Below are 25,228 nucleotides of genomic sequence, written 5' to 3' on the forward strand. Positions count from 1 at the left end.
GCGGGAGCGCAACCCCTGTGCGCAGCACAGGGGTTCGCTGTCACAGCGCGCAGCGCTGTGGGACCCGCTCCGCGGGAGCGCTGGCGGAGCGCTGCGCGCACCGCCCCAATCTGGTTGCTTCGCAACCAGATTGACGCTCCGTCCGCTGCGCTCCCCGGAGCGGATGAGGGCTCCGCCCTCGACCCCGGCCTTCCGCTCCGCTCCAGGCCGGGGTCGGCGGGTCCGCTGCGCTCCCCCGCCCAACAAGCGCACCTAGAGGCCGTGAGCCGGTCGCTGGGTCAGGCGGGCTGGGGAGGTGGAAGGTGACGGCCGGGATGGTTGCCACCTGAAGGCCTTTCTTGGCTTCTGCTTCAAAGTGAGCCACGGATTAAAACTGGATTCGGGCCCCCTCGGCGGTACGTGCCGCAACTCCAGCGGCCGGCCACTGCAACAACTGCGCAGTACCCAATGAACCTGCGCAGTGTTCCGCGATGGCAGGGAGGCTCGGGCCCCGCATGCGGGCTGATGTGCAGTCATAGCAGAGCCGTAGCCGCCCTGTTGGTGCATCAGAAGCTTTTCACTCAGTACGGGGGCGTTCTAGATCTGCGCATTGTGCAGGTGTACCGGTCAATTCTTCACTGGCCGAATGAGCAGCACGAGTGGCGACCACCGATCGGGGGGCGGTCGGGTCCGTGTGAGGGATGTCGATGTGCGGTTCATCGGCGCGAACGGTCTGCCAGAGCAGCGGCCGTGGCTGGAGGTGGCCGCTGAACTGGTTCCGGCTGACTGCCCGCCGGTGCGCGGTTTCGCGGTGCGCCGGGGCAGAAGGTGGGCTCCTGGTTGGTGGTGGGCGGCCACCACGGGTCGGCTGGTGGCCTACGGGAGCGCGGCGATGAGGGACCGCCTGATGCTGCTGGACCAGGAACGGCGGGTGGTAGGGCTGGCATGCCGCCCGCTGGAATTCGTGTGGCGGGACGGCAGGCGGGTGGTAGCCCATGCTCCGCAGCTGGCCGTACGCCTCGCTGACGGAGGTCACGTGCTCGTGGACTGCCTTGGTGCCGGCTTCCCGCCACGTCGTCTTGCCGGTGTGCAGGCTGTGCTGGAGGAGTGTGCGCAGGAGGTGGGATGGCAGTACCGGGTCGAGCCTGCCGCGGATCCGGTGGTGGTGGCCAACGTGCGCTGGCTGTCGGGGTACCGCCACCCGCGCTGCGCGGGCAGTGTCCGTCCAAGCCGGTTGCGTGACGTCTTCACGTCTCGGCGGCCCTTGGTGGAGGGGGCTGCCGCGCTCGGTGATGTGGTCTGGACCTTGCCGGTCGTCTACCACGGCTTGTGGAGTGGTGAACTGACCGCGGCGCTGGACCGGCCGCTCACCGAAGGCACTCTGGTTGCCGCGGCCGGACGGCACGAGCGGTGAGCGCTGTGCGGCATGTGGTGGAGGTGGGAGACCAGATCCGGTTCGCCGGTGGTGTGTTCACTCTGGCGGGGCTGGACGGGCCACGATGCCGGATTGTGGGTGAGGACGGGAGCGTCCAGGTGCTCCTGCTCACGCAGCTGTATGCCGATGAGGGCTTCTGTGTGGTGGCCGGCTGTGCCGAGCCGCGCCGGGCGCCGGTGTGGGGGCCGTTGGCGAGCCTTGAGGTAGGGGTCCGCGAGAAGGCTCTGGCCTGGGAGCGGCACATCCGCGAGGTCGAGACGGGTCATCCGGAGCCAGGCGGGAGGGGTGCGCCGCGCGAGGAGTTCGACCCGGAGTTGCGCAGCCTCGCCGAGCGGGAGGCGGCCAAGGCGGCGGAGCTCACAGAGCAGGGGCAGCCGGTCAGCATGGCCACGGTACGGCGCATGCGCGCCCGCTACTGCAGGCAGGGCGTGTGGGGGCTGGTCGACGGGCGTACGACACGAGCGAGGTCACCGTGGGGGCGTGCCGACGAGCGGGTGGTTAACGCCATCAGGACAGCGCTGGAGGCGCAGCGGGAGCGGTCCACCGGGACGCTGGGCCGGCTGCGTCGGCAGGTGGGCTGGCTGTTGGAGGACGCTTACGGGCCGGGCACAGTGGAGGTGCCGCCGGTGGCTACGTTCAATCGGCTGGTCCATGCGGTCGCCGACGGCCAGGGGCTGCTGGGCACTGCGGTGCAGCAGCGCTGGCGGACGAGTCGGCCTGAGCCGCCGTTCACGCCCACCGTCGTAGCGCGGCCTGGCGAGCTCGTCATGATGGACAGCACCCCGCTGGACGTGCTGGCCGTGCTCGAGGACGGGCGCACCGGGCGGCTGGAACTGACCATGGCCATGGACGTGGCCACCCGCAGTATCACCGCCGCCGTGCTGCGCCCGCGGGGAACGAAGGCGGTCGATGCGGCAGTCCTCCTCGCGCAGACCGTCGTGCCCGAGCCCCTGCGGCCCGCCTGGGCCGAAGTGCTGGCGATGGCCTCCTCGGTGATCCCCTACGAGCGGCTGTTAAGCATCGATGCCCGGATGCAGGGCGCTGCTGCGCGACCGGTGATCTTCCCGTCCACCGTCGTCATCGACCAGGGAAAGGTGTTCATTTCCCAGTGCTTTCTCGCGGCCGCCGAGCATCTGGGAATCTCCGTCCAGCCGTGCCCGCCCGCGTCCGGGCCCGCGAAGGGCCACGTGGAGCGCGGCTTCGGATCGGTGGGGACGCTGTTCGCGCAATACGTCTCCGGCTACACCGGCTGCCACATCAGCCGGCGTGGCCGCCGCGTCGAGGACGAGGCCTGCTGGACCCTGCCCCAGCTTCAGGACCTGCTGGACGAGTGGGTGGTCAGTGGGTGGCAGGAACGGCGGCACCAGGCACTGTGCCACCCTCTGATGCCCAAGCTGGCGCTCACGCCCAACGAGATGTGGGCGGCCCTGGTCGGCATCGCCGGGCACGTGCCTGTCCCTCTGAAAGCCGCCGACTACATCGAGCTGCTTCCCGCCCGGCGGTGTGCGATCGGCGCCGAGGGCATCCGGTTCGATTACCGCACCTACGACAGCAAGGCCCTCAACGGCCACCGGCAGCGCTCCACCGCACAGGACGGCAAGTGGGAGGTCCACTACAACCCCTACGAGCCGTCACGCTGCTGGGTGCGTCTGCCCACCGGCTGGGCCGAGGCGGGATGGATCCACCGCACTTTGGTCAGCCAGCCCTTCACCGACACCGCCTGGCGGCACATCCGTACCGTCGTCGAACAACGCGCAGGACGGGCCGAACACGAGGAACACCTCGCCCGCGCACTCGACGAACTCCTGCGTCGCGCCGGCGGCAAGACCGCCGGTACCCGCGGCCAGGAGCCGGCCACCGGCTTTGGGGCAGGTCCCACGGGCGTGGTCCCGCAGGTGGACACCGGCGTGCTCGGGACCCGAGAGGTGAGTCGGCTGAGCGAAGAGGAGCCCGATCAGGACGACACCGACGACCCGGTCGCCGGCACAGCTGATGCCTGGGAAGTCTTCGACGCCCATCAGGAGGCAGAGCAGTGGTAGTCCCCGGCCAGGCAGCCGCACACACCGGCCCGTTCGCCTCACCGACCACATGGCGGGAGTGGATGCAGTTCATCGACGCCGAACCCCCTCGCCTGGCAGGCCCGGGCCCGTGGACGCTTCAGGAGCGCCTCGACTACCACTCCCAGTTCGTGATCCTCTCCACCCCGGTCATGGACAAGATCTCCCTCACCCTGCGGCGGCTGATGATCCTCAACCGGCACCACAACGGCACCGCCCGGCGGGGGCTGATGATCTCCGGCCCGCCCACCACCGGAAAGACCACCGCTCTGCAGCAGCTCGGGCGGTCCTTCCACCTCGCCGACCGGACCCGCCACACCGGCCCCGGCGAGCGCCTGCCCGTGGTCTTCCTGTCCGTACCGCCCGCCGCCACACCGAAGATGCTGGTCTCCGAGCTGGCCCGGTTCCTCGACCTGCCCATCGGAAAGACGATGAACCAGGCGCGGATCACCGACATCGTCTGCGGCGCTCTTCGCGATCTGGCGACCCAGCTCGTCCTCGTCGACGACGTCCATCTGCTCAACACCCGCACCCGCGTCGGCGCCGAGACCTCCGACCAGATGAAGCACCTCAGCGAACGCATCCCCGCCACGTTCGTGTACGCCGGCGTCGCCATCGAGGCCTCCCCGCTGTTGACCGGCAACCGCGGTGCGCAGCTGGCCGGGCGGTTCAAAATGGTGCGCAACCCTCCCCTGGCCTACGGCAGCACCACACAGCGCACAGCCTGGGAAGGCCTGGTCGGCGGCATGGAAAGCGCCCTGCGGCTTACCCACCACCGCCCCGGCGCCCTCACACGGTACGCCGCCTACCTCCACCAGCGCACCGCCGGCAGGATCGGCAGCCTTTCCGCCCTCGTTAGGGAAGCCGCCATCGCCGCGATCCTCGACGGCACCGAAAAGATCACCAAACAGCTGCTGGCGGACATCGAGGTCGACCAACTCGCCGAACAGACCGCACGGCCACCGGCCAGGACCTGACATGCCCAGCGCTCCCCCGCGCCCCAGCATCCGGCGCGTGGCCCCGCTGCAATGGGAGACCACCGCCTCCTACATCCAGCGCCTGGCCCGCCGCCACCACCTGACCACCGCAGAACTGCTGAACGGCCTGGGCATCCCCCGCCCCCGCCTGAAGAAGGAACGCACCCAGCCACACGCCCCCCACACCGGCATCGAGCTGTACCTGAACGCTCCGAGCCGCCGCCTGATCGCCTCGTTCGCCGGGGTCCCGGAGGAACATCTCTCCTACGCGCTCCCCCAGTGGGACCAGTACCGCGACAAGCCCAACCCCGCCTCCGCCCGCGCCCGGCGCCAGCTCGCCCCGATCAACGCCGTCACCGGCTGTCCTGGCTGCACCCTCACCCGCACCGGCCACGGATACCCCGTCCGCCAGTACCTGCCCGACAGCCGCCTCATCTGCCGCCGTCACCACACCTGGATGCTCGGCCGCCACACCCTCGCCGGCACCCAACTGCCCATCGAACACGCTGATCTGGGGCACACCCCGGAGATCCTCGCCGCCCACCGCACCCACATCCGCTTCCTCCGCCGCTGGGGCACCGCGGCTGACCACGCCCTCGCACAGGCCATGTCCCTGACCGAAGCCTGGCGGCGCACAGCACCCGCGCATGAACGCATCTGGCCCGCACGCGCCCGCCGCATCGCCAGCAACAAGCGCACCCGCCTGTGGTACGCCCTCGCCCGAGCGGCCATCACCTACCCCGAAACCATCACCCTCGCCCAATACATCGCCCACCACCCCCGAGCGCTTCCCGCCCTCGAACGGCCCGAGAGCGCACCACCCGTCCACACCGCCATCGCCGCCCTCCTGGGCCGGCCCTGGCTTCAAGACCCGGCCTTCTACCCCGACCGGCTCAACAACCGGATCAACTACGCCCCCAGCCCCCACCCTGGTGCACGCCCGCAGTGGACGTACCGCCACCCAGGCCCCACCGAACTCACCGAACTCGGCTACCACCCACCGAAAACGGCCCAGGCCGTAGATATCAGCCCCGGCACACCACCATGACCAGCAAGCCTGAACACATCGGCCCGCCCCGCCCCACCCTCCTCCCCACTACGCTGATGGAGTGACAGAGTGCGTCGACAACCCGGCCGAGAGACTCCACGCCCTTCTCATCGACTTCTGCAAGGCCGGCAAGGAACTAGGCCCCAACGTGAGCAATTGGAATGCCTGGGCCCGGGCGCTCACCTACGAGGAGACACCCCTCGCCACAGACAGCGCTGAATTCTTCGCACGTCTGTCCGCAGCGATGATGCTGCCCCAGCAAGTCCGCCAAGCAGTCGGGGCCGTGGTGAACGATCCCGAGCAACAGGACTACATGCTCCGTCCCCTGGCCGGTGTCGAAGCCGCCATGCTGGCCTCCGCTCAAGCCGGCCACCAGGTCTCCCACGTGTGGCAGCACTTCAGCAAGGACGGCGACGCGGACAGCAGCGCCGCCATCTACAGCCTGCTTGGCTGTGCCCACGAGCTACGCCGAGCTCAGGTCGAGGCCGGCCTGACCGACACCGACGGCCAACACCTCACCACCATGATCAACGACCTCATCGAGGCCGTCCTGGCCTCCGAACTCAACGAGGCCGACAAGCAGTTCCTCCTCACCCGGCTCAACGACATGCTCGCCGCCGTCCAGCAAGCCCGCCTGCGCGGCCGCTACGCCCTGGAGACAACCACCGACGCCGCATATGGCGCCCTCACCCGCCGCCCCAACCTCATCCAACGGCTCCGTGACGCCCAACTCCTCAACCGCCTGGCAGACCTGTTCACCAAGTTCAACACCGTGCTCGCGCTGACCGGACAGACCGTCGAACTGAGCGAGACCACCGTGCACATGCTGGAACGCGGCCTGGGCAACTGAGCACTCCCACACCCCTGTACAAGGCCACACAGCCGACACCGAGCCGTCCCGCACCACCGGCAACCACTCAAACTGCGCAGCGCCCAACCAACCTGCGCAACCGGCGCCCGGCCCGACCGACACCCCAGGTCAGATGGCTGACAAACAACGCCCCTACGCAGATCCAAGGAACCAAAACACAGCACCGACCCACTCGGTCAAACTGCACAACACCAGGCCAAGAGCATGACGACTACTCAGATCCACTGACCGACGACATGTCCTGTCTCGCTGAACGTGAGGCACCACGACTCTCTGACCTGCATGCCTCAGATTGAGCGAGACGCCGAAGGCCCACACTGCCTCGTTCAACCTGAGGCACTCGGCCATGAATTTCCGAATCGGTACGGCAGTTGGGAATGGTCTAGGGCACTGAGATGTTCCAACTGGTGGATCCCGCCGACCTCTGAGGGATTTGGGGCAAGTCTCCCTGTGATCTGAGGCAGCCGCACATGTCCGTGCCGGAGCGATGAGAGCAGGCAGCCAACACGCCTTGCGCGTGCGCGTCGGCCGCACCCGCGTGATCACGTCTGTTGCTCATGCCAGCAGGGGTGGTCGGGCTCGGCTGCCTGCACGGCATCGGACTGGCCTCCCCTGCCCCACTTGCCTGGAAGGGGAGACTTCGTGACCGTCAAGGTCCTGTCCGTGCTACTCATCATGTCCGTGGCGTGCATTTTTGGCCTCGTGTCCGCAATCGTGGCCGTCTCGCACGGCGCAACCGCATGGGTTGGCATCCGCGCTGGAGGTACTGCCTTCATCAGTGCGGCCGGCCTCGGAATGGTCCTGGTCAACTACCTGATGCCCACCACATCCTCCTGACAGCGGCCTACAGCCGCACACCACCCGGCCCGCTGCCGTGGTAGCGGGCCGGGCCGCCCTGGGTGCCTCAGTCAAGTTGAGGCCGCCAAGCGGCTGCCTCGGATTGAGCGAGACTGCCTCGCCTCCAGCGAGACCGGACACTGTCGCCCGCCAGTGGAACTGCGCAGTGCCCAGTTAATCTGCGCCTACCCGCTACGTAGAAAAACTGAGTGCCGATCGGCTGGTGCACCGTCAGGTAACCGGGATGTGGGGTGTGTTGTGGTAGTGGGAAACGCCCGTGTAGGACATGCCCAGTGAGGCGGTCAGGACCTTGATGTCGAGTTCCTCCGCGAGTGTGACCAGACGGGTGGAGCGCAGGATGCGGGGCAGCAGCCCTGCGGGGGCCAGGCTGTCGCGGATGTGCGCGGCACCGGCCGGGGCGCGGGTGGTCCGGGTCAGCCTGGTGACCAGGAGATGAGGGTTGTCGGTCTGCAGCCGACTGCGGTGGTCGAGGCAGCGCTGGAGCGCCGTCCAGGTCGCGTTGTCCAGTGGGAGGCACCTGTCTGCCGGGGAACTGGATGGTGTGGCGGGCGGGGTTGATGCAGGGGTCGGTGAGATGGCGCAGCTCGGTGATGGTGGCCGCGTGGAGCAGGGCTGCGAGGCCGATGAACGCTTCATGCGGGTGGGTGTCGGGGGCGGTGGTCCACCGCTGGTACAGAGCTCGCTGCTCGGCGAGTGTGAGAGTGGTGCCGTGAAATCCCCTTTGCTGTAGGGCAGTTATGGGGCCGGTGGGATCACGGAGGACTGCTCGGGTGTGGTGGGCGTAGGCGAAGAACTGGCGCAGGCCCGCCAGGCGGGAGGCGCGGCGCGCGGGGGTGCGGGGGTGCGGGGGTGCGGGCGAGGAAGGATTCCAGGTGTGCGGTGGTGACGCTCGCCCAGCTCCTGTGCTCTTCAGCGTGGAGGTGGACAGCGAGGTCGCGGATGGCATCCAGCCGGATCTCGATCGTCGTGAGCTGGTTTTGCCGTAGTCCCAGCTGTGGGGCCCGCTCGTGCTGGAGCACCAGGAACTCGGCGAATCTTTCGACCTGGGGGTGCAGCGGGGCGGGTGTGGCCTCGATACGGCGGGCTCGGCGAACTGCTGCCCGCCTGTCGGCAAGGCCCGGCGGCGGGTCGAGGTGTCCGTGAGTGCGGAAGAAGTCGGTGAGTGCTCCCACGAGTTCGGGGGCGTCGCCGCAGGCGTGCGGGGGTCGCCGGTCGTGGTCGCCAGGATCAGGCGCGCGGTGATGGCGACGACGTCGGCCGCGTAGATGGGGTGGCCGTGCTCGGCGAGGTGTGCGGAGTACTCGCTCCACCAGGAGGGCTCAGTGTGCATGCGCTCGGCCCAGCCGACCGCACGGGTGATGACGGTGCGCGGTGAGTGCTCGTAACAGCGCTTGCACAGCCCTTTGGCCCACTGGCCGCTCTTCCCGCAGTGCTGGCACTGCGCCGGAGGCTCGGCGGTGGGCGGGATCGGCACAGGCGCGGCAGCGCCTGGTTGCCGGGTCGAGGACCCGTTTACGCCCGCAGTGCCGACACGGGCCCAGGGCCCGCTGCCCCGTCTCCCGGCACCGGCACGCCACGCACAGCTGCTGTGTGGAGCGCCGGGGAGCGCCGCAGAGGGCGCAGGCACGCGAGCACCAGGGGCAGCGGCCGTGTCAGGGCGCAGCCAGCGTAATTGGTGACAGGCGGGACAGGGGCTTTGACCGTCCGGACAGCGCCTGGGGCCATCGTGCCGTCTGCTTCAGGGGTGTGGGCCGCAGTCACAGCGGTGGCAGGGACCGGTGACGGGGTACCGACTGCCGCTGCGGGGGCGGCGAGGCCGGGTCGGGGGCGGTGCGCGGTGAAGGGGCCGCGGATATGGAGGCAGCGGCGGACTCACGCAGGGTCAGAAGGTCGCCCGGGGTGCAGTCGAGCGCGACGCACAGCGTGGACAGCTTCACCTGGGAAGGCTGCTTGGTGAACAGCGCGGACACCGACGCCGCGGAGAGCTCGAGCCCTGCGCGTTCGGCGAGCAGGCAGCGCAGCTCGGTGCCCGTCCAGATACCGCGTTGCGCCGCAGCCATCCTCAGTCTCCACTCCACCTGGGGTGGCGGGCCGATGGTTTCGACAGCGCGGAGCGGGGACGTGGTCAACGGGTGCTCCCGTGGGTCAGCCGGCCAGGCCGGTGATGGCGGTAAGAGTGGCGCGGCGCCAGGCGTCCTCGACAAAAGCCATGGAGGGCCGGACGTAGGCCATGGTCGCGGCGATATGCCGGTGGCCCAGGAGCTGCTGGACGGTCACCAGGTCCATGCCCTGCTCGTAGTGACGGGTCGCGCAGGCACGGCGCAGGTCATGCGGGGTGAACCGATCGCTTCCGGGCCGGCCTTCCAGGTCCAGGAGACGGGCCAGGCGGTCGCCTACCGTCTCCGGCTTCAGCGGGTGGCCGTCTGCGTCGCAGAACAGCGGGGCGGTGTCCGGAAGAGGGGGCGCACGTCACTTTGGTACCAGGCAAGGATCCGGTCCAGTCCGTCGAGCATAGGCGCCCACTCGGGCGCGGTCCCGAGCCGCCTGCCGTCTTGCCGAACCGCACGTGGAGCTTGCCTGAAGGACCGAGCTCGGGATGGACGTCGCACTCGTTGAGGCGGACGGCTTCGCTCACCCGCGGCGCCGAGTGGGACAAGGTCCGCAGCAGCGCGTAGTCCCGTGCCGCGGCCGGATAGTCGGACGTGGTCGCAAGGCGCCCGCGGGCGAAGGCGAAGAACGCCGTCAGGCGCTCAGCCATCGGCGGCAACCGACGGGGAGCGTCGTCCCAGACATGCCGCAGCCGGTTGAACCGGTCCACCGGATCACCCACCGCGCTGCCGTACAGGGCGCGGATCTCGGTCGCATAGCGGTCCTGGACAAAGCCGTGGAACGCGCGCAGCATCTGCAGGTACTGACGCCTGGTCCCCGCGGCCCGCCCCGCCAGCATCAGGCGGCGGAGCATCGCATCCACCTTAGCGGGCTCGATCTGCCACACCGGCCGCTCGAAACGGTCCAGCACCCGCTCCAGCAGCGACGTATAGCAGGCGATCGTCGTAGCAGCGAAGCCCCGTGCCACCCACGTCGAAGCGAACGCCTGCACGCAGCGCGCCTGGAAAGCCCACACATCCAGCGCCTGCCCGGCATCAGGTACCAGCCCGCCGAGTCCGCCCTCGAGCAGCCGCAGAAGAGGCCTCTCCCCCACGCTCCACGTCCACGACGAGGGTGCGCGGCTGCGAGGCGAGGGAGTCCAGGAGCAGGCGGTCAAACTCGGAGGGGTGGCGCGGGGGTTCGCCTGGCAGGCCGAGCGCGGCGAAGAGCTCGTTGCGCACTGCGCGGGCGGGGGGCGGGCTCGGAAGTGATCCGGCAGACCTCCTCGCTGCGGGTGCATTCGAGTTCATGCAGGCAGACGTTGACGGCGAGGGTTTTGCCGACACCGGCCGGGCCGTGGAGGCACATCATCGCCCTGGCCTCGATCGTGTCGGCGTTGTTTTCCCTGGCGGTCAGCAGGGAGCGGGTTGTCACGACTGCGGCGTCGGGCAGTTGCGCGTAGTGGTCGGTCTGCCGTGGTGGCAGCTGGCTGGTCATCGTGGCTCCTCGCCGCCGTGAGCTGGGACCCGTGTGTGGGCGCAGGCTGGGTGGGGTGTTCCAGTCCTCGGGCGGCGGGTGCGGGCGGGATCAGGTCGGGGAGGACGAGGGTGGGCATGCCGCTGTGGGCCGCGGCTTCGAGTTCCTGGTCGGCTTCGGCTGCCGTCACGGCGCCCAGGCGCTGTGGGTGTGGTGGCAGGTACGAAACGCTGCCGGCGCAGGGCCTGAGCTTGTCTGGCTTCGTCGCATAGGCGGCGGGCTCGTGCGGTACGGGTGCGGCGCAGGGCATCGGCGTCGGCGAGGCGGGCAGGTTTGAGGTGGTGCCCAGCGGAGTCGAAGACCTCGATCTCGTGATCATGATGGGCATGTACCGGATACGGACGCTGCGGCCGGCCTGGCCGGCCATCCACTCGCCGACATAGCCGCGGCCTCGCCGGCGCACCCCGTGGCTGGTCAGCTTCCGCGGCCGGCCGTCGTCCTCCGGCATCAGAGCCCACACAGCGGCCTCGGGGATGTCGGAGAGCGGCGTGGGGTCGCTCTGCCATGCCTCGATGGGGGGGCTGGCCGGTCAGGCCGTCGGGGCGGTGCTCGGTGTTCCACGCTTGGCGCGCCGGAGCGAGGTAGTGATGGTGTAGCCGGGCAGGACTGGCATGCGGTCGGCGGAGCGGTTGAGGCTCTCCACCGTGCCTTTCGGGTGCGGGCTGTAGGCGGGCAGGTCATCGCATCAGCTACGCCACAGTTACGGTGCGCTGGATGCCTTGGTCGCGCATGGCGCGCGGTGCCGGCCACCGCCGGGCAGGAGGGCTCTGTTGTCCGTGGACACGGGATGGGTCGTACCGTGCTCGCGGCGCGGGACGCAGATGGCGCCGGCGTTCCCGACGATCGTGGCCGGGAGCGGTCAGGCCACGACGGCGCTGGCCGCGGTTCATCTGGTCGCTGCGCGCCGGCGGCCGCGCTCGGGGTCTTGCGAAGGGGGGTCGGGCAGGCGTCAAGATCAACGGCTGTCCCGCTCTGCAGATCGACGGGAAGATCGACCTGGTCGTGACGGTGCGGGTCGATGACGGGCTCATCACCGGCATCTGCAGCGGGAGACCGCGGTGAGCCGCTGAACCTGGTGGTCGGCCAGGAGACCGGCGGACGGGGGCGACGGGGTGGCCGACACCGACACGGGTCGGCTGGGCTTTCGGGCCCACGAACAGGACATCCGCGCGATGGGTTCCGCGGTACTCACAGCGAGTGGTCCCACCGCGTCCAGGCTGTCCTGGCCTGCGGTGGGCCGGCAGGTGTCAGCGGTCCTTCGGTGGATGTCGCGGGCCGTCCGGTGCCGGAACCCCAAGGGCGTGCAGTGTGCGCCTCAGTCGGCTGCGGCTGAGGCGTCGGCCCGGGAAGCGGCCGGGAAACACCCATCGGCGGCCGCCGTGGCGGCCGCCGTCGCCTCGGTGTGGTGCGGGCAGGTGCTGGTCTTCGGGCGGCGGCATTCGGGCGCCGGGACCTTCCCCGGCTGAGCACTGCAAAGTTCCGGGTGATCTCCACATGGCCAGTGGTGCGTGCCGTGGTGCGAGAGGGCTCCGGTGCGAAGAGCAGCGCCAGGAGACCGGCGGTCTTGCCGGCAATCGTGGATCTCCTGGTCGCGGGTGAGGCGGTTCACCAGACGCCGGCGAGTGTCCTGCGCGATGCAGGGGGCCGGTCAACGCCGAAGCGTCGAGCACCCCGGTCCGTTGCCGGGTGCGTTCCCGTGCGGCGCGCCCGGGCAAGGAAGCGAGGCAGGCCTCCGGTCCCGGCCGCGGGCCGAGGGCACGCTCCGCGCCTCAGCAGCCGGCCGCGGCTTCGGGGCGGGGGCACGAGGGGTGCCCGGGCGGGCCGGCGGCCTTCTGGCTCCTGTCAAGTCCCGACTTCTCGGTAACGGAATTCCGGGACGTGACCCGGCGGCCCCGTCCGGGGCTCAATTGATGCATCGGTTCACGCAGCAATGGTGAGCCGGCCACACCGCCCGGAAAACAATTTTGGCGGTGTGACGCGCGGGACAAGCGTTCCGCCGGCGGCTGACCCGCGAATGAGCCGGGCCATTCGATAACCCTTCACCATTTCTCAGACGAGGAGAATTCTCATGGCTCACACCACCAAGACCCGACGCCTTGTGATGATCGCTGTTACCGCCGTCCTGGCCGCGGGCGGTGCCTCGCTGTCCACCAGCGCGTTCGCCGCCACGCCGACCGCGGTGCCACACATGGCCGTGGCTGGCAACGGCAACGGCAGCGGCAACGGCAACGGCAACCACGGCAACGGCAACGGCAGCGGCAACGGCAACGGCAACCACGGCGACGACAACGGCAGCGGCAACGGCAACGACAACACCGGCGACGACAACGGCAGCGGCAACGGCAACCACAACACCGGCGACGACAACGGCAGCGGCAACGGCAACCACAACTGGGGCAGCTGGAACGGCACCGACAACGGCAACCACAACTGGGGCAGCTGGAACGGCACCGACAACGGCAACTACAACGAGGGCGACGACAACGGCTCCCACGACGGCAACTACAACGAGGGCAACGACAACGGCAGCCACGACGGCAACGACAACACCGGCAGCTGGAACGGCACCGACAACGGCAACGACAACACCGGCGACGGCAACGGGAGTGGTAACGGCAACGACAACTACTAGGGCCTGACCGCGGCGTGCAGCGTCGTGTGAGGCCGGTGTCTGGCCGGATGGAAGGGTGATACAACCCGCCATCCGGCCAGATGGGCGTGTGTCCGCACCCAGCGCCCAGGCAAGGCTGGGTCATCGCCGTACGCGTCCTGGCCCGGACAGATGGTGGCTGTGCCGTGGCCTGTCGGCGGCCCGGGGTCGTAGGGGCAGGCCGCACCTCTGGTCAGCGTCTGTGGCGGGCCCCGCCGGGCTCGGAGGCCGGCGGGTTCCCTGCGGGATCGCGAAGAACATGACGAGGGGGCGCGTCGGGCGGGTGTGCCGCTGCCGGGGAGGCTGCGTGCGCCTGTCTGTGCGTCGGGGTGGGCTTGCCGGATGCCGGGACGCGATCGCGTTGGCCGACCGGCCGACGCCGCATCAGGGGCCCGTCCCTGCGCGGTGCGCGGGCATGCGTCCATCTGGCCGGATGGCGGGTTGTGTCGCCCTTGCCATCCGGCCGGACGCCGGCCGTGTGCGGCGGTGGACGCAGCGGTCAGGCCCCAGGTTCTGTCTCCTTGGTCAGCGCCGTGCCCGGATGAGGATGGCGGCGAGGTGGAGTGCGGCCTGGCAGGCGATCGCGAGTTTGTGGCTTCGTGCGGCCAGGCCGCGCCACTGCCTGGGGCGGTTGATGCACCGTTCGATGGTGTTGCGCTGCTTGTAGGCATCCGCATCGAAGCCGGGCGGGCGCCCACCTTGGCGGCGGCCCCGGCGCAGGCGGTGGCCGATCTGGTCCGACGGCTGCGGGACGACTGTGCGGATCTGCCGGCGGCGAGGTGGCCGCGGATCGTGCGGGCCGGGTAGGGGCGGTCGGCCGGGACCATGGTGGGGGGTCCGGGGCCGACCGGGGCCGGTTCTCGGCACCCGGATGCGGGCCATGGCCGTCTCGAAGGCCGGCGCGTCACCGGCCTGGCCCGCTGTGACGGCCAGAGCCAGGGGCTGTGCGTGGCCGTCTGCGGCCAGGTGGATCTTGGTGCTCAGCCCGCCACGGGAGCGTCCGAGTGCGTGGTCGGCCGGCTCGTTGCGCCCTTCGGCCCCCTTGTGGGTGCTCCGGTGGCGTGCTGGTGGGCCCGGGCGGCGGTGGAGTCGCCCGACACGGTCCAGCCGATGTCGTCGGCGGTGTCCGCTGCCGCGAGGACGGCGGCGAGGATCTTCTCCCACGTGCCGTCGACGGCCCACCTGTTCAGCCGCTTGTGAGCGGTCCGGAACGAGCCGAGCTCGTCGGGCAGGTCCCGCCAAGCGAGTTGGTGCGGTACTTCCACGCGATGGCCTCGGGCGTGCGGCGGTGGTCGGCCCACCGCCGTCCGCGAACGGGATCGGCCGGCATCAGCGGCTCGAACGGAGGGGTACATCCGTTGACATCCTCCCCCTCCTGAAGGAGGGGGATTCCCGTTACTGCGGGTTTCGACCGGTTGCCCGGCTTACGGGTTCCTGCTTCGCGGACCGGATAGCCCCGAGGTCTCCACAGGCTGACACGGGCTGTCCGCCCGCGTTTTTGATGTTGATGGCGGCATTGACGTCGGCGTGCGCGGTGTGTCCGCAGTCTGGGGCTTTGCACACGAAGACCGATTGGCTCTCTCGGTTTCCTTCGGTGACGAAGCCGCAGGCGGAGCACCGCTGTGACGTGTACGCCGGATTGACCTTCACCACATTCGTGCCCGTGTAGCGGGCGGCATTGGTGAGGGCGAGTTCGAAGCGATGCCATCCCTTGTCGAGGATCGCTTTGTTCAGGCCCCGTTTCTGGGCGACCCGTGTGCCGGGCGCTTCAAGAGTGCCGGAGGCGGAGGCCGACATGTTGCGGGTCTTGAGGTCTTCCAGGACCACCAGCGCGTGCTTCGCCGCGATCCGGGATGCGGTCTGGGCGCAGAAATCTCCGCGTCGGTCGGTGACGCGGCCCATGATCGTGTTCATGGCCGCGAGAGTCTTACGCCGGCTGGAGCTGCCTTTCTTGCTGCGGGCGAGACGCTGCTGAAGACGCCGGTAGCGGACGGTTTCGCCGGCGGTGACGAACGGCCGGTCGTGGAAATCCCCGTCCGAGGTGACTACGGCCGTCTTCACACCCCGGTCGATCCCGACGGCCGTGTTCGGCATGGCGTGCTGCTCGGGCGTGACGGCCTGGTCGTCCACGAGGAACGACACGAACCAGTGCGCCCCCTTGCGGGACACCGTGGCCGACCGGATCTCACCACCGAGCGGCCGGGACCACCGGAAGCGGACCCATCCCAGCTTTGGGAGTTTCGCCCGGCCCCACTTACGGCCAAGACGTTCCACCGTGATGAGGTTCCCGGCAGGGAAACGGAACGACGGGGACCAGCGGGCCTTCGACCGCCAGCGAACCTTGAAGGTCCCGTGATCCCGGCACGCCCGCTCCAGATCCTTCAGCGTCTGCTGAAGCACGTGGGAAGGCGCGGTCTTCAGCCAGGGATGGTCTTTCTTCGCTTCGGCCAGCTCGGCGGCCTGCGGCACGTAGTTCATCCACGCCCCGCGCTGCCGGTACTCCCGGCGCTGATGGAGGCCGGTGTTCCACACCGCCCGGCAGATGTTGCCGAACTCCTCGCACATCTCGGCCTGTTCGGCCGTCAGCTCAAGCCGGTATCTGCGACCGGACAGCATAGGAACACCCCCCTCCAACTGATGTGATCAACATAGTGCACGCCACTGACAACGCAGCGAACTCCGCCGCTGCGCGGCTCCGGAACGAAGATGAGCTAACCCCCAGCTAAAGCAGGGGGTCTGCGCTCAAGAGAGTTGATCAATTGATGAGCCCACCGAAGAGACACGCTCTAGCCGTTGCCGCTCCCGCTCCCGTTCCCGCTGCCGGTGTTGCCGTTGCCGTTGTCGCTGCCGTTGCCGTCGCCCTTGTTCTTGTTGCCGTTGTCACGGCCGTTGTCGTCGCCCTTGTTGTCGTTGCCGTCGCGGGAGCCGTTGTTGTTGCCTTCGTTTTCGTTGCCGTCGCGGGAGCCGTTGCGGTTGCCCTTGTTGCGGTTGCCGTCGTCGCTGCCGTTGTCGTTGCCCTTGTTCTTGTTGCCGTCGTCGCTGCCGTTGTCGTTGCCCTTGTTCTTGTTGCCGTCGCGGGAGCCGTTGTTGTTGCCCTTGTTCTTGTTGCCGTCGCGGGAGCCGTTGTTGTTGCCTTTGTTGTTGTTGCCATTGCCGCTGCCGTTGCCGCCGGTGCTGCCGCTGCCATCGCCGCCTCCGGCGGCAGCCATGTGCGGCACCGCCTGTTCGGCGGCGAAGGCGGTGGTGGACAGCGAGGCACCGCCCGCGGCCAGGACGGCGGTAACAGCGATCATCACAAGGCGTCGGGTCTTGGTGGTGTGAGCCATGAGAAATTCTCCTTGGTGAGAAATGGTGAACGAATTGAGGAATTCCCTCCCCGTCCAGTGCCGGGGAAAATCCTGGGCGGGACGTGGGTCCCGCATCACACTGCCGTTCTTCCTTTCCGGGCGGTGCCGCCGGATTGCTTTTCCTGCCTGAACCGGTTCTCCGTCGGCTCCGGGCAGGGCAGTCAGGTCATGTCCCGGAATCGGGACGCTGCCCGGGGTCCTTGGTCGTGCGGGGCGGGGCGCCGGGTCCCTCGCGGATCGTCCGCAGGGGCAGCCGGCTGCACGGCGCCTGCCCTTTGTGTCTTCCGCCCAAGGACGACAGCCTTGCCGGGTCGCCGCGCCCGGGGGCTTCTAGCACCGCGACCCGGGCGGCACAGACGGCCGGCAATGCAGCGGCGAGGCAGCCCCGGCTTGGTGGAGCCGACTGGCTTTGCCCGGCAGCCGCAACGCGAGCCGGTGCCTGGTCCTGGACCGTCAGGAGAGGTTCTTCTCCAAGACCGCGATGTAGTTGCTCATGAAGTGGTCGCGGACCCCGGCGGGGGCGAGGGGATCGGCAGTCATGCCCATGGTCCGGTCGGCAAGGCCGCCGAGCAGGGGCATGGAGTCATGGAGCCGTCCCGCCGAGCCGATGTGGCGCAGGCCTGGACATGGGTGGGTGAAGGGGGCTCGGGCGGCAGCTGGGGCACGATGTCGTTGTTGCCGGCGAACCGGTACATGCGGTCGGCGAAGCCCTCGTTGTACGCCTTGGCCGACTCCTGGTCGCGGGTGCGGGGCCGGCCGTAGGTGTAGACGCCGTGAAAAACACCTTCCGGCCGTCGTGCGCAGCTCGGCCGGCGTGTCCTCGGCTTCCGGGTAGATCGAGTTCAGTGCCTCGGCGAAGCCGTAGTGCACCCAGCCGGTGCCTCCCCGGCCCGGGCAGGCGCAGTGGTGGCGTCCGAGAGCCAGTTTTTTGATCCGGGCCGGTTCCGTGCCGCGGAACGCCGTGATGATCATGTCGCCGGCCAGGGTGCAGGCCTGGGTGTCCTGGAGCGGGAAGGGGGGAGTGAACCGCGTCCCGTGGTGTCGAGCCTGGTCGAGCCCCCAGGCACGGGCCTGTTCCTCGATCACCTCCCGGCCCTTGTAGAAGAGATCGCATGCCTGCGCCAGCCAGTAGGCCCGCTGAAGGCTGTAACCGGTCCAGCGGTGGTCGAACGACGAGGGTACGGCCACTAAAGGCCCCCTTTCGCGGCAGTGGAGCTGAGCGGCCTGGGCGAGGGCGCTCCACGCCGTCCATGTTGATCATTTCGAAGTATCAGCACCGCCGGGGGCGCGGTAGGCGAGAACACACCGGCGGTCACCTGAACGGATCCGGGACCCGAGCGGGAATCGGCACGTCGGCCCTCGCCCAGCTGCTCACAGGCCTCGCTCGCCCCCAGCGCGTTGAGGTCCAGGCTCACAGGGTGCCGCTCGGCGAGCCGACGGGCAGCACCCTGCGCCGCCTCGTCGCCCTCCTCCCCCACAAGGGCGTACAGGCGTACGTCTTCACCGGCGCCCTCGGCGACAACCCGCGCCGCCTGGCCCCTGGCGGCCGCCGAGGCGGACCGTGGACCGCCGCAGAGGCGGTCGGGCCGGCCGCACGCCCTGTTTCGAGCGGCTGAGCGGGCAGGAGGCCAGGATCGGCGCCGTACTGTCCGCCGGTGAGCAGCAGCTCGTCGCCCTGGCCCAGGTCCACCTGTCACCTGTCACCTGTCACCTGCTCGAGTCGTCATCCCCGATGAGGGCACCTTGCAGGCTCGACCCGATCGCAAAGGCACAGGCGAAGGAGGCATTCCGCGAGCGCGGCGCACCCTGATCGTCATCGCCCGCCGGGGCCTGCCCGGCCATGCGCGCGAACCGGGTCCTCATCAAGACGGCCGCAGCATGGTGGACGGCACCCGCCCTGGTGATCACTTCGCCGCACCACCGGGGGCTGATCGGATGCCGGCCGGGCCCCTGCGGCAGAACGTGGCGATGAGGTCACCGCACGGGGCATCACAGCCGGTCAGAGTGGATGCGAGAACCAAGGGGCGGGCCCGGCCTGGTGCCTGATCGCCGGGGGGCGAACGCCCGGAGGGGAACGAAGGGGTGTCTGCGCCCCGCGCCCCGCGCCCCGCGCCCCGCCTCGGCCGCCGGTCGGCGGCCGGCATGGCGGCCCGATCCCGCGGTCGTCCATGTCCTGGACGCCTGGTCCCTGGGAGTGTTTCGACATGCCCGGACCGTCATCCCGCCCCCCGGGCCCGGCCCCGGTCCCGGCAATCCGGGACATGACCAGACGCATACCCGGGCCACATGGTCCGGTGTCCCCGGCTCCGCTGCGCCGGGAGGCCGGTGAACCGCCCGAGATCCCAACGCTGTCCCCGAGGTCGTCCGCTCCCCCTGAGGTGTGCTTGTGCTGCATCGTTCGAGACCGGGCCGCCGTTTCGGTGCGTGTAGTGGAGTGAGTGCGGCGGATGTGCCCCAAGGGACGGCAGCCGGGCCATGGCTTGCGCCCGTCTCATCCCAGGAGCCCGTCGCATGGCGTGCCCCCGCCGCCCGCGACGCACGCCTCGGGCGCAGGCTCTCACCAGCGGTGTGTACAGGTCATGGCCGGGCGTCGTCCGTATCCGGGCGATCTGTCCGACGTCCGGCGAAAGGTGACCGAGCCGGTGTGAGCGCGTGGCGGGCCGGGCGGCGCCAGCATGCGCTGAACACCGAACGCCCGCCAGCGCACGATTCCGCGCGAGATCACGCATGCGATCCGGTACGCGGACCGCACCGGGGTGCAGTGACGCTGCCTGCCGCACGCCGTCGCGCCGTGGCAGAGCGTGCACGGCTGCTTCGCCACGCGAGGGGACGACGGCCTGCTCGCCCAGCTGCAAAAGCCAAGAAGCTGTGTCACATCCACTTTCCACAGGTCATGACGTTGTGACGTGCGGTCGTGGTCCGGATTGCCGTTCGCTACAGCGTCGTTGGATCGGGCAGCCGAGCGGCAGCGGGAGGGGTCTGCCCCGGTTACTACGCAGCTGACGGGGCCTGAATGTGATCGTGCGCCGTTTCTCCCTCCCGATCGGGCCGGACGTGGCTGGATTGCTGCAGGCCTCGAGCAGGTCGGTGCGGGCGACACCTCCGTCCTCGACCCTTGGTGGCAAGGGGCGGTTCCGCGCTACCACCAGGTAAACAGGACTCATCTGCTTGCTCCTCGGTTCTACTGGTCCAGGAATTCCCCAACCCCGAAGGCAAGCTTGACCCGTATGCGCCGACCGGTGGCGGCGCCGGGCGCACAGCGGACTGATTACCCATCAAAATATCCATCAAATCGGGCTAGTTCAGACGCACATATGCGGCAATGCCCTGACAGCCTGATTCGCTGGCGAGGCAGCTGCCGTCCAGGCGCAGTGGCGCGGACGAAGTCTTTGCTGTTGCAGGCGGCCCGGGATCACGCCGCCCGCCGTGCCGAGCCCGCTTGGCCGTGCCGGCCCGAGCACTCCGCGCTCCCCAGCCCCGCGGTGGCCCGCAGGGCTGGGGCCGCGCCCCCGGCGCGGCACGGCCAAGCGGTTGTGACACAGCTTCTGATCGATACGCAGAGCGTGACGACCTCCACCAGTGTCCCGGCGCCACCGGGCAGGGCACGGATACGGCGAAGAACGAGATCGGGGGCCGCAAGCGGAGCAGGGTGAGGCGGCACTCTCGCACTCCGGCTCGCGGTGCCGGTCACGGCCGCGAGCGTCCAGGGCCTTGTCGCCGGCGCCCACCTGCCCGGCCAAGTAGCCACCGTCCACCCCTCGATCCGCACAGTCCCGGGGACGGCCGCTGCCGCCGGCACCCCGTCGAGCACACCGCCCGGCTCGGCATCGACAGCGGAAACCATCCAACGCGCCGACGGCACAAAGGGAGTTCGCCCGGCTGCCAAGAGGCCGGATGGTGGAGCGGACGTACGGGCGACTGACGTTCCGCTGCCGTCCGGCCCTCAACCACGCGCCCCTGCCCGCCTGCTGTGAAGCCATGACTCACCCTGCCGTGACCGGCCCGGTGATCCGCCGCCTCACCCGCCAAGCCACCCTCTCCCGGCGCCCCCGACACCACGGCATCGAACGCCCGTTCCGGGATGAACCATCGGGACAAGACCGCCTCCCAGTGGCGCCTGTGAACCCGGGCACCGGGAAGCAAGCGGTGGCTGCCGTTTGCGCGACGGGTGCGGGCGGTGGTCTGGAACAGAACAGAACACCCTGGCGCACGTCATGGGCCGAGCGAGCGAATCACGGATGCACCAGCGCGCCGGACGACCGTCAAGGGCGGACATCTCGGCATCCTGTCCCCCGACGCTCAAGTTCCCCAGCAGGACGGAAGGTTCGGCCGCATGAAGCTGCCCACGAGGCTTGCCACGATCAGCACGGCCGCGACGGCATTGCTCCTGTGCAGTGCCGGCAGCTCCCAGGCTCAGGGCGACGGGGGGCTGCTCCCCCTCCTCGGCAGCCCCTCGATCGTCCTGCTCTGCCTGCCTTCAGGACAGGTGGGTCACGACAACTCCTTCAACGGCATCCAGAACATCAGCTGCAGTCAGTCGGGCACCGCACCAACGACAGCTCCAAGCGGCGGACAGGGCGCGAACATCAACCTCACCGTGATCGACAACACCAACGGTGCCAACACCGGCAACGGCAGCGGCAACGGCAGCGGCAACGGCAACGGCAACACCGGCAGCCACAACGGCAGCGACGACGGCAACAACACGGGCAGGACCCCCACGGGTTAGGGCGCGTATCAAAAGTGGATCTCGGCCGTGGGATGATCCCGGGTTCGTGGCGCGTGGAGATCCGACAGACGAGCAATGGACCGTGCTGGAGCCGCTGTGACCGAAGGGCAAGAAGCCCGGCCGATCGCCGCCATGGACCCGACGGCAGCTGATCGACGGCACACATCGGCAAGTGACGAGGAGAGGGGTGAAGATCGCCACGCGCGGCGTATCCCTCGGCAGGGGCAGGGTCACGCAGGGGCAGGATCACACGGAACGCCCCGCCCCTGTCCAGCAGCCGGGACACGTACAGCTGCGCTACCCGCGTGCCGGACTGTGCCACCGCCCCGCACGCGTCCCGCCCGGCGAGGCGCTCGCCGTGGCGCCGGCGCAGGGCGCGGACGACCGCCTCGCAGCCGGGGTTGCCGTCGATCAGCGAGTGCGCCAGTGCGACGGCGCTCCGGCCGGTCCTCCAGCGCGGCACCGCGTAACCGCCGACGAACTCCGCCCCGTCGAACGCCACGCCCCCCCGCCGCAGCCGGCTCAGGTGGCGCGGCGAGCGGCATAGCGGCGTGGTGGCCAGGCGAGGCGGCCGAAGGCCCAGCGCAGCAGCTCCTGGCCGGCACGGGGGGCGGCCGGTGCGCGCGGGCCGGTGCGCGCGGGGCGGTGCGCGCGGGCCGGGGCGGGCCGGTGCGGGCCGGGCGGTGCGGGTGCGAGCGGTCAGCCGGGCCCGGGCGTGGACATTGCCGTGTGCGGCGTGGCTGCCGGCGAAGGCGATGTCGTCGCGGTCAGCGTCGGCCAGACCGGATGGGACAGGGGGACAGCCTCGAGCACCTCGGCGGGAGTCAGGCGGGTGAAGTACTGCCAGACGAAGACGCGGGAGGAGGAGAACATCGCTTCGCGGCGCAGCACGGTGTGGCAGCCCTCGCCCCCGACGAAGATGACCGCGAGCCGGGTTGAGGGCTCGACCCACAAGCAGCGGAACCATGCGCCACACCAGTGCCTGGACGGCCACCGGGCCCCGTCACAGCGCGCAGCACCCGGTCGAACTCGATCGGCTGGGCCGGCGGGCGGCCCGGCAGTTCCAGAGCGTGAAAGAGCTCGTACCGCAGGCCCCGGGTGGTGGGCCTGGCCTGGAACCGGATACGGCGCGTCAGTGCCGGAGCCAGCTCGCGCAGCGAGGCAATTGACGGCCAGCGACTCGCCGTGGCCGGTAGCGCCGTAGATGCAGATCATCGCCTTCGCCTCGACGGCCACGCGAATGTTCTCCCATACTTCCAGCAGGGTCTTGGCGGCAACGACGTGGGCGTCTTTCAGGCGCATGAAGTCGTCGTCGCGTTCTTGCGGGAGAAGGCCCCGGCGCTGTGTCGCCGCCATCGGTCAGCTCCCCTCGTCAGGCGTACTCGCCGGCACGCTGGGGTCTGCGGCCGACCGCTTGACGGGACGGGCCCACGAAGCGGGGGGCCCGCGCGGCGGAATCAGATCCGGCAGCGCCCGCACGGCCAGGTCAGCCCGGTGACTGACGGCCAGTTCCTGCTCGGCCTGGGCGGCCGTCAACGCGCCCAGCCTCTGCGGGCGCTGTGCACTGGTGACCGCCCCGAACCGGTCCCGCGTGTGACGCGAGGCAGCAGACAGCGCGCGGGCCAGGAGGCGCTTGCGAAGCCTCCCGGCTCCGGCGCACCGCACGCCGCTGGGCGGCGCTGGCCGCATCTGCCAGGTGCGCTGTTCCCAGGTGCCTGCCCGAGATCGCGTCGAACACCTCGATCCCATGGTCGTGACGGGGGATGTAGCGGATGCGCACCTTCCTGCCGACATCCGCACGCCCGGTCATCCACTCCCCCACGTAATACCGGTTACGCCAGCGCAGCCCACTTGCGGTCAGCGTGCGCACCCGTCCGTCGTCCTCCAGCGTGAACGCCCACAGCAGGTGAGCGGCCACGTCATCGACCGGATGGGATCGTCCTGCCACACCTGGAACGCGGCACGGCCGGCAAGCGCCTGACTGGTGTCTTCCGTGTTCCACCACACGACCCACTCCAGCAGCAGATCGACGAACACCGTGAACTCAAGCAGCTCCCTTCCGTCCGCCTTGGCACTTCGGGTCCTGCTGGAGCCGGGTCCCAACTGAGCAGACGGGGCATGGGTACAGCCGGGCAACGACACGAAGAACACCCGCTCCGCACACCGGTTCAAGTCCTCCACCGTCCCCTTCAGCTCCGGACGGCAGGCAGGCAGATCCTCAACCGGCACCGCGAACGCACCCGGTGCCGCCGCCACCGTGCGCGAGAGGAAGCCGCTACCGCGGTCGATCCGCACCAGTGAAGGCAGCCCCCCGACCGGCCCGTACGGAACGGTCACATCCTCGTCCCTCGACAAGGAGATCCTGAGCGCCGCCAGGATCGCGTCCCTGGACGGCTGATGTGGCGTGCAGGCCGCCCCCGCAACCGCGTTCGTCGCGCAGCCGACGAACCACGTCACCCACGGACACACCAGCTCCCCATCCAGCAGCACCTCGACGGGCACACGCGTGTGATCCGCCTCCCAGCACGCGTTCCGCCACGGCCTCGGCCGCCTCAAATGCACATCGTGCCGCCGCCGAGCCCGCTCCCCACCAGCAAGAGCCGCGCGCTGCCCGGCATTCAGATCCCGGCGAATCGCCCGGTACAACGTCGCAGGCGACGGCACCGGCGAGGCCTTACAGCCCTCAGCGACGGCCGCGGCCTGCCCGGCCACCAGCTCCCGGTGGACCACGGCCGCATTCCCACACCAACTCACCAGACGCGCATGCAACCCAAGGCGTGATGGTGAACCGCTCCCGCTCTCGCGGGCCAGTACGTCCTTCCCCGCGAGCGACCTCAAGCCACCGCCACACCGACCTGAGCGAAACCCCACCGACGCCGCCACCAGCCGGACATGCTCCGTAGTCAACTCCCCACGCCCGTCCAATACCAGCACACGCGCCACAGCCTGCTGCCGCCCCAACAAACCCGGCACATCAACGCCCGGCCGCGTCAGAGGGCCACTCCCGCTTCGCTGCGCACCACTCACACCGCACCGCCCAGCAAGAAAGCTCTCCCCGCTGTAGGCACGGTCCGACAACCCAAAAACACAACACGGCAGTTCACGGAAAACACCGAAATGGATCAGCGCCCGGCGTACACTCCCCCGACGCTGGAATCCGCACCACCACGCCCAGCAGAAATCACCAGAACGACACCAACCGCACCCAACCCAGCATCACACCAGGTCAGAACCACCAGCCAGGGTGACAACACACGCACACCACCAGCGACACCAAACCGCAGATCCGCACCACCTGGGCAATCTTCCCGCAGGCAACACCGGTTCACCCGCTCTCCGGGCGTGGGACAGGTCAACTATGTGCCCAGCATCCAGCTGCTGATAGACAGTCACCAACCAGCGCACGTTGCACGTTTGGGCTGGCAACCGGATGGTTGGGGGCGCAGCCCTGCACGTCTTCGGACATGGTCCAGGGCAGGTGGTGGTGGGCGTTACTGAGCGGCCACACGCGTGTCACCACCTGGGCCATCTCGCCACGGTTCACTGCCAGAGGCGAGCGCTTAGCGCATGTAACCGGGAACCACCGCTCAACGTTTCGCGGATCTCGATGAAACAAGTGGCGGATCATCCCCGCGGGTGCGGGGATGATCCGC

The 25,228-nt window shown here is 69.5% G+C and carries 19 protein-coding genes and 3 pseudogenes; 10 read left to right on the forward strand and 12 right to left on the reverse strand.

The window, feature by feature from the left end; all coding sequences use genetic code 11:
• The first annotated feature begins 688 nt into the window (after nt 1–688).
• The 6 genes from ACWC0C_RS45110 (at nt 689) to ACWC0C_RS45135 (ending at nt 7,204) form a co-directional block, all read left to right on the forward strand.
• Nucleotides 689–1,393: a TnsA-like heteromeric transposase endonuclease subunit gene (locus ACWC0C_RS45110; protein ID WP_450870751.1), complete on the forward strand. Its 705-nt coding sequence runs from the start codon at nt 689–691 to the stop codon at nt 1,391–1,393.
• A gap of 95 nt (nt 1,394–1,488) precedes the next feature.
• Complete coding sequence (locus ACWC0C_RS45115; protein ID WP_450870752.1) at nt 1,489–3,453, forward strand: transposase; 1,965 nt, start codon at nt 1,489–1,491, stop codon at nt 3,451–3,453.
• Between the two features lie 62 nt (nt 3,454–3,515).
• Entirely contained in the window at nt 3,516–4,448 is a 933-nt protein-coding gene (locus ACWC0C_RS45120; protein ID WP_450870776.1) for a TniB family NTP-binding protein, read from the forward strand.
• Nucleotide 4,449: 1 nt separating this feature from the next.
• Nucleotides 4,450–5,496 (forward strand): TniQ family protein, encoded by a 1,047-nt coding sequence (locus tag ACWC0C_RS45125; protein ID WP_450870753.1) that lies wholly within the window; start codon nt 4,450–4,452, stop codon nt 5,494–5,496.
• Between the two features lie 61 nt (nt 5,497–5,557).
• Nucleotides 5,558–6,346 carry a hypothetical protein gene (locus ACWC0C_RS45130; protein WP_450870754.1) on the forward strand — a complete coding sequence of 263 codons (789 nt, stop codon included), beginning with the start codon at nt 5,558–5,560 and terminating at the stop codon, nt 6,344–6,346.
• 663 nt (nt 6,347–7,009) lie between these two features.
• Complete coding sequence (locus ACWC0C_RS45135; RefSeq protein ID WP_450870755.1) at nt 7,010–7,204, forward strand: hypothetical protein; 195 nt, start codon at nt 7,010–7,012, stop codon at nt 7,202–7,204.
• Nucleotides 7,205–7,435: 231 nt separating this feature from the next.
• On the opposite strand, the gene ACWC0C_RS45140 is transcribed toward ACWC0C_RS45135, so the two are convergent.
• On the reverse strand, nt 7,436–7,861 hold the full coding sequence (locus ACWC0C_RS45140) for a hypothetical protein (protein WP_450870757.1): 426 nt from the start codon (nt 7,859–7,861) through the stop codon (nt 7,436–7,438).
• 503 nt (nt 7,862–8,364) lie between these two features.
• Between ACWC0C_RS45140 and ACWC0C_RS45145 the strand changes: the two genes are divergently transcribed.
• Nucleotides 8,365–8,490: a hypothetical protein gene (locus tag ACWC0C_RS45145; RefSeq protein WP_450870759.1), complete on the forward strand. Its 126-nt coding sequence runs from the start codon at nt 8,365–8,367 to the stop codon at nt 8,488–8,490.
• Between the two features lie 492 nt (nt 8,491–8,982).
• Here ACWC0C_RS45145 and ACWC0C_RS45150 read toward each other — a convergent pair whose 3' ends face one another.
• The 5 genes and pseudogenes from ACWC0C_RS45150 to ACWC0C_RS45170 form a co-directional block, all read right to left on the reverse strand.
• Nucleotides 8,983–9,285 carry a helix-turn-helix domain-containing protein gene (locus ACWC0C_RS45150; RefSeq protein ID WP_450870760.1) on the reverse strand — a complete coding sequence of 101 codons (303 nt, stop codon included), beginning with the start codon at nt 9,283–9,285 and terminating at the stop codon, nt 8,983–8,985.
• Between the two features lie 85 nt (nt 9,286–9,370).
• Nucleotides 9,371–9,664, reverse strand: a complete 294-nt coding sequence (locus ACWC0C_RS45155; RefSeq protein ID WP_450870778.1) for a tyrosine-type recombinase/integrase — start codon at nt 9,662–9,664, stop codon at nt 9,371–9,373.
• Nucleotides 9,552–10,427 (reverse strand): hypothetical protein, encoded by an 876-nt coding sequence (locus tag ACWC0C_RS45160; protein WP_450870762.1) that lies wholly within the window; start codon nt 10,425–10,427, stop codon nt 9,552–9,554. The genes ACWC0C_RS45155 and ACWC0C_RS45160 overlap by 113 nt, the downstream gene beginning before the upstream one ends.
• Before the next feature lie 59 nt (nt 10,428–10,486).
• Nucleotides 10,487–10,810 (reverse strand): hypothetical protein, encoded by a 324-nt coding sequence (locus tag ACWC0C_RS45165; protein ID WP_450870780.1) that lies wholly within the window; start codon nt 10,808–10,810, stop codon nt 10,487–10,489.
• A gap of 373 nt (nt 10,811–11,183) precedes the next feature.
• A pseudogene (locus ACWC0C_RS45170) lies at nt 11,184–11,297 on the reverse strand (hypothetical protein); the annotation flags it as partial.
• Between the two features lie 1,620 nt (nt 11,298–12,917).
• Here ACWC0C_RS45170 and ACWC0C_RS45175 point away from each other — a divergent pair.
• A complete protein-coding gene (locus ACWC0C_RS45175; protein ID WP_450870764.1) occupies nt 12,918–13,481 on the forward strand; it encodes a hypothetical protein in 564 nt (187 codons plus the stop codon).
• 543 nt (nt 13,482–14,024) lie between these two features.
• Here the strand turns inward: ACWC0C_RS45175 and ACWC0C_RS45180 are convergent.
• The 4 genes and pseudogenes from ACWC0C_RS45180 to ACWC0C_RS45195 all read right to left on the reverse strand — a co-directional run bounded on the left by ACWC0C_RS45180 (nt 14,025) and on the right by ACWC0C_RS45195 (nt 18,034).
• Nucleotides 14,025–14,829: pseudogene (locus tag ACWC0C_RS45180) on the reverse strand (IS5 family transposase).
• Nucleotides 14,830–14,894: 65 nt separating this feature from the next.
• A complete protein-coding gene (locus tag ACWC0C_RS45185) occupies nt 14,895–16,115 on the reverse strand; it encodes an RNA-guided endonuclease InsQ/TnpB family protein (RefSeq protein ID WP_450870766.1) in 1,221 nt (406 codons plus the stop codon).
• Nucleotides 16,116–16,285: 170 nt separating this feature from the next.
• Nucleotides 16,286–16,825 (reverse strand): hypothetical protein, encoded by a 540-nt coding sequence (locus tag ACWC0C_RS45190; protein WP_450870767.1) that lies wholly within the window; start codon nt 16,823–16,825, stop codon nt 16,286–16,288.
• A gap of 474 nt (nt 16,826–17,299) precedes the next feature.
• A complete protein-coding gene (locus tag ACWC0C_RS45195; RefSeq protein WP_450870769.1) occupies nt 17,300–18,034 on the reverse strand; it encodes a lipase family protein in 735 nt (244 codons plus the stop codon).
• A gap of 230 nt (nt 18,035–18,264) precedes the next feature.
• Here ACWC0C_RS45195 and ACWC0C_RS45200 point away from each other — a divergent pair, with 230 nt between their 5' ends.
• Nucleotides 18,265–18,462: a hypothetical protein gene (locus ACWC0C_RS45200; RefSeq protein WP_450870771.1), complete on the forward strand. Its 198-nt coding sequence runs from the start codon at nt 18,265–18,267 to the stop codon at nt 18,460–18,462.
• Nucleotides 18,463–21,179: 2,717 nt separating this feature from the next.
• Complete coding sequence (locus ACWC0C_RS45205) at nt 21,180–21,575, forward strand: hypothetical protein (RefSeq protein ID WP_450870773.1); 396 nt, start codon at nt 21,180–21,182, stop codon at nt 21,573–21,575.
• A gap of 699 nt (nt 21,576–22,274) precedes the next feature.
• Here the strand turns inward: ACWC0C_RS45205 and ACWC0C_RS45210 are convergent.
• Together ACWC0C_RS45210 and ACWC0C_RS45215 are read right to left on the reverse strand one after the other, a co-directional pair.
• Nucleotides 22,275–22,931 (reverse strand): ATP-binding protein, encoded by a 657-nt coding sequence (locus tag ACWC0C_RS45210; protein WP_450870775.1) that lies wholly within the window; start codon nt 22,929–22,931, stop codon nt 22,275–22,277.
• Nucleotides 22,932–22,934: 3 nt separating this feature from the next.
• Nucleotides 22,935–24,518, reverse strand: a pseudogene (locus tag ACWC0C_RS45215) (Mu transposase C-terminal domain-containing protein).
• Nucleotides 24,519–25,228: the final 710 nt, after the last annotated feature.

This window comes from Streptomyces sp. NPDC001709 (genome assembly GCF_053596375.1).